The sequence below is a fragment of the Thermoplasma sp. genome, from assembly GCF_023256435.1.
Lineage (GTDB): Archaea > Thermoplasmatota > Thermoplasmata > Thermoplasmatales > Thermoplasmataceae > Thermoplasma.
The window spans coordinates 1-4208 of sequence record NZ_JAGDXM010000031.1 but is presented as its reverse complement, the minus strand read 5'-3'; the positions used below and the strand labels follow the sequence as shown (position 1 = coordinate 4208).

4 protein-coding genes and 1 tRNA gene are annotated in these 4208 nt (G+C 41.7%); 2 read left to right on the top strand and 3 right to left on the bottom strand.

Annotation, left to right across the window (positions count from 1 at the left end; translation table 11 throughout):
- Window positions 1-597: 597 nt before the first annotated feature.
- A tRNA-Val gene (locus tag Q0C15_RS04045) sits at window positions 598-670 on the bottom strand.
- 107 nt (window positions 671-777) lie between these two features.
- On the opposite strand from Q0C15_RS04045, the gene Q0C15_RS04040 reads away from it, so the two are divergent.
- The gene (locus Q0C15_RS04040; protein ID WP_297216485.1) at window positions 778-1251 is read left to right on the top strand and encodes an HIT family protein; all 474 of its coding nucleotides are present in this window, start codon (window positions 778-780) and stop codon (window positions 1249-1251) included.
- 33 nt (window positions 1252-1284) lie between these two features.
- Window positions 1285-2433, top strand: a complete 1149-nt coding sequence (locus Q0C15_RS04035; RefSeq protein WP_297216482.1) for an MFS transporter — start codon at window positions 1285-1287, stop codon at window positions 2431-2433.
- Here Q0C15_RS04035 and merA read toward each other — a convergent pair.
- Entirely contained in the window at window positions 2389-3801 is a 1413-nt protein-coding gene (gene merA, locus Q0C15_RS04030; RefSeq protein WP_297216479.1) for a mercury(II) reductase, read from the bottom strand. The two genes, Q0C15_RS04035 and merA, sit on opposite strands and share 45 nt — an antisense overlap.
- A complete protein-coding gene (locus Q0C15_RS04025; RefSeq protein ID WP_297216476.1) occupies window positions 3794-4021 on the bottom strand; it encodes a heavy-metal-associated domain-containing protein in 228 nt (75 codons plus the stop codon). The genes merA and Q0C15_RS04025 overlap by 8 nt, the downstream gene beginning before the upstream one ends.
- Window positions 4022-4208: the final 187 nt, after the last annotated feature.

Genomic DNA, 4208 nt, shown 5'->3' with positions numbered 1-4208 from the left:
CGTCCGCAACCGCCACAGCCGGCAGTACGGTTGCAACCACTGCTACCAATACCAATATCATTTTTCTATTCATCATTCAGTCTCCCGACCAGTGGGTCGACTATTATAAAATACCTTTATGATAATAACGATGTAGGAAAACAAAATATGTATTTATTTTATTAAGGAAAAAACTGGAAAAATAATTTATGACCTGCATTGCGATCTTTCAATTCTACTTGCATGAAAATATTAATCATTGTCATTTATTTTGTCTATTTTTGTCATACCCTAAGACTGGTACCGCAAAATTATAATCATAATCTAACGCCCGCATATAAAAACTGTGATTATTTTAAGAATTCAGTTCAACTGTTTGCATCATAAATCAGAAGATTCGATAAACCACCTTTTAATAAATGACTTTGAGCAGATGATAAATATTCCGTATTCCGATATGCTTCCCGCCCTGAAACTCTGGTCTTTCTTAACCCTACATTTATGAAATCAGATTTTCTCTTGATAACGGGTATTATGATCCCGATATTGATATAATTGTCTCGATAGAGAAGCTACCTACATCTTACCAATTATATAATGCACATTTGCACTGAACTATGGGCCTGGCCGGATTCGAACCGGCGATCTTCTCCGTGTGAGGGAGACGTCGTAGCCACTGGACCACAAGCCCTTCTTACCCTTATGGATCGGATAGATATAGATTTTTCAATCGAAGTGACGCTTCATAAATTATCGGCTTCAGGATAAAAATTATTAACATAAAAACGATATTTGAATGTGCCCGGAAAGCAGCTGACGCTATTCGAAGAGGATAGCGAGGAGATCAATTGTAAATTCTGCGAGATAATCTCAGGAAAGATAGCGTCAGAAATGGTCTATTCCGATGAATATTTTGTTGCGTTCCTTGATTATAAGCCTCTCTTTAAAGGACATACTCTGCTGGTTCCGAAAAAGCATTTCAGAGACATATATGACATGGATGACCTAACGCTACAGAGAATGATGAAGACCGTAAATCTTATATCGATGGCCGTGGAGAGAGCCACTATGTCAGATGGTACCTTCATAGCAATAAATAACAAGGTAAGCCAGAGCGTACCCCATGTGCATGTTCACATAATCCCCAGGAAGCATAAGGATGGTCTCAAGGGTTTCTTCTGGCCGAGGCAGTCTTATGCAGAAAACGAGGAGAAAGTTTATGCCAGCAAGATAAGGACACAGATTGAGGCGCTCATAACCGGCAAAGCATGATCAGATTTTTCATACAGTAAATAATCAGCAACCGTGGCTAAGCTATACCCTTTATTTGTGGCCAGCTCATCCTTTTTCCTGAGTTACTACGTCCGACTTTCATGGACCATTCTCTCCGTATACATGCCATTCAGACCCACAGTATCTGAAGAAGGAATAGCCTTCGCCATTTTCTTTATTGGCTATGTCATTGTGCAGATACCGTCTGGCTTTGTATCAGATAGGTTTTCCGGTGGTATGGTCATAGCTTTGTCCCTCATAGGTCTGGCCGCCTCCTCCATCATGTCCGCACTTTCCCCGGACATCCTGTGGGAATATATTTCGAGCTTAATTATGGGTTTCACGGCTGGATGGATCTATCCGGCATCGATAAACGTAATGAATCATTACTACAGAGATAGGAGGAGCATCTATGTGGGATACTACAGTATAGCTTGGCCTCTAGCGATCGTGGTATCCGGTTTTGCCCTTCCATCTCTTGCGATGGCAGTTGGATGGCGGTGGGGATATTACTCGTCTGCTATCGCGTCGTTGATAGTGGCATTTATGGCGTTAAGGCTAAAAACAGATAAAACTGGATACAGAATAGATCTTTCGCTAATCAGAAACAGGAATGTTATCTTGCTGTCCCTGGGTGGGCTCATATTTTTCCTATCATACTGGTCGCTGACGCTCTATGCATACAAGTATTTTGTTTCAATAGGAATAGATCCGGTCATAGCAGGCCTGATATTTTCCTCAATGGCAATCTCGGGTTTGTTTTCAACCTTTTTTTCAGGCTTTCTGATATCGAGGATCGGAACAAAGAATGCGGTTGTCATTTCTCTGATATGTTATGGCCTGCTTATACTGGCATTCTCCTTCGTGAGGTCTGATCTGCTTCTCATCATCATATCGCTTGTTATGGGATTTTTCAGGTTCATAATCACACCGGGTAACTCTGGCCTTGCAATAGATATAGGGAGGGAGAGGGCCGGAAGTGTTTCAGGAATAGCCAATATGTTCTGGCAGTCAAGCGGAATAATTGGACCTGTTATTTCTGCCATCATGATCGTAGGCATAGGCTTCAGGAATCTCTGGACAGTACTGGCATTCATAGTGTTCCTTTCCAGTTTAATTTATTATTTCATTGACCCATCATTCCATGCAACAGCTCATCATGCTGATATCACGGAGAAATGACTGTGCGACAAGCTTTATTCCCTCATTCACAGTCGGAAATACATGCGGCGTGTCAATCAGCTGCTTTACGGTTATTCCTGAATTGACAATAACTGAAGCTTCATTGATCATATCTGCGGCACCTTCAGCCACCATCTGTACGCCTATGATCTTCCCGGTCTCACGTTCGGATATCATCTTGATCATGCCATATGGATTTCTCAATATCCTTTCCTTTGCCACATCCGAGGTTTTTATTGTTCTGATCTCATAATTTATTCCAGCTGAAACTGCATCTTCCTCAGAATATCCAACAGAAGCATATTCTGGCTGAGTGAATACGGCCACTGGGAAACTGGATATATCAATCTTTATACCTGCATGATCAAATATATTCTGAGCCGCAATGACGCCTTCCTTTGCTGCAAGCGTCTCAAGCTTATATTTCTGTTTCACAGCGTCTCCTGCTGCATATATCCTCTTATTTGATGTCCTTAGATCTGCATCCACAATTATACCCTGCCTGTCATATTCTACACCTGTGTTCTCAAGGCCAAGATCAATGTTTGGAGATCTTCCGGTAGCGACAAGTATTTCATCAGCTTCTATTTCGTCTGAATTTTCTTTTCCGCGAACAGTCAGTATCTTTTTACCATTTCTTATGTATACCTTCTCCACCGACGATGAAAGTGAGAAGCTTACGCCATCCATTGCCATTTCATCCATTATCTTTTTAGCCATATCGCTGGGTATACCTGGAAGGATCTGATCCGCCATCTCTATTATGTGAACCTTGGTTCCAAGCCTTGCCACCGCCTGCCCAATTTCTGATCCTATTGGGCCAGCACCTATTATTGCTATGCTTTTAGGTATCATTTTCAGATTCCAGAGTTCATTGCTCGTTATATATCCCGCATCACCTAGACCTGGTATATTTGGGATAGAAGGCTTGCTACCTGTGGCTATCAGTACGTTATAACCAAACAGTTCTGTTCCATCCTCAAGTTTTATTTTTCGATCACCGATGAATACAGCACGTGATTTATACAGGTCTATGCTGTTATAAGATCTAAGGACATCTTCATATTTCTTCACCCTCTCATTTTCAACGGCCGATCTTATAAAATCAAGTATCTTTGAGGTATCGGATCTGTATTCGCCAGCTTTCAAGCCCGGATATCTCGGTTCAGATATGTATTTGAAATTTTTTGCTGCAGATATTAGCATTTTGGATGGAACGCATCCAACATTAACGCATGTCCCGCCAAGCGGCCCTATACCGACCATGGCTATTTCCGCCTGACCGGATGTGATCTCAGAGGCTTTGATCGCCGCTGAGAATGCAGCTGCTCCATATCCAATGATGAGGAGGTCGTACTCCTCACTCAATCTTTCTCACCTCGCCTCTGTATCTCGTGGTTCTGAAGACTTCAGCGTTTTCCAGATTTTCCGGATTGACCTTAGTCTCGTCCACTTTAACAATGGCCTTTCCCTCCTTCAGCGATACCTCTGCATCCAATACACCGTTTACAGCCTTGAGCCCTCTCTTCACAGTGACGACACAATCATCGCATGTCATCCCATATATTCTCATTTCGACCTGCTTCATAGTTATATATTGACACATAATATATTAATTAAAAAGTAAAAAAAAGTTTACCTGTATTTCCTGATATTACATCTGGCTTGCTCTATGGATACAGCAAAGGAAACTATACTTTTATTCTCTTTTCATTATTATCTTTAGTTGCATCAACGTGCGTGAGCTACTCCTAAGCTAAAGCTTCGGATCTTCC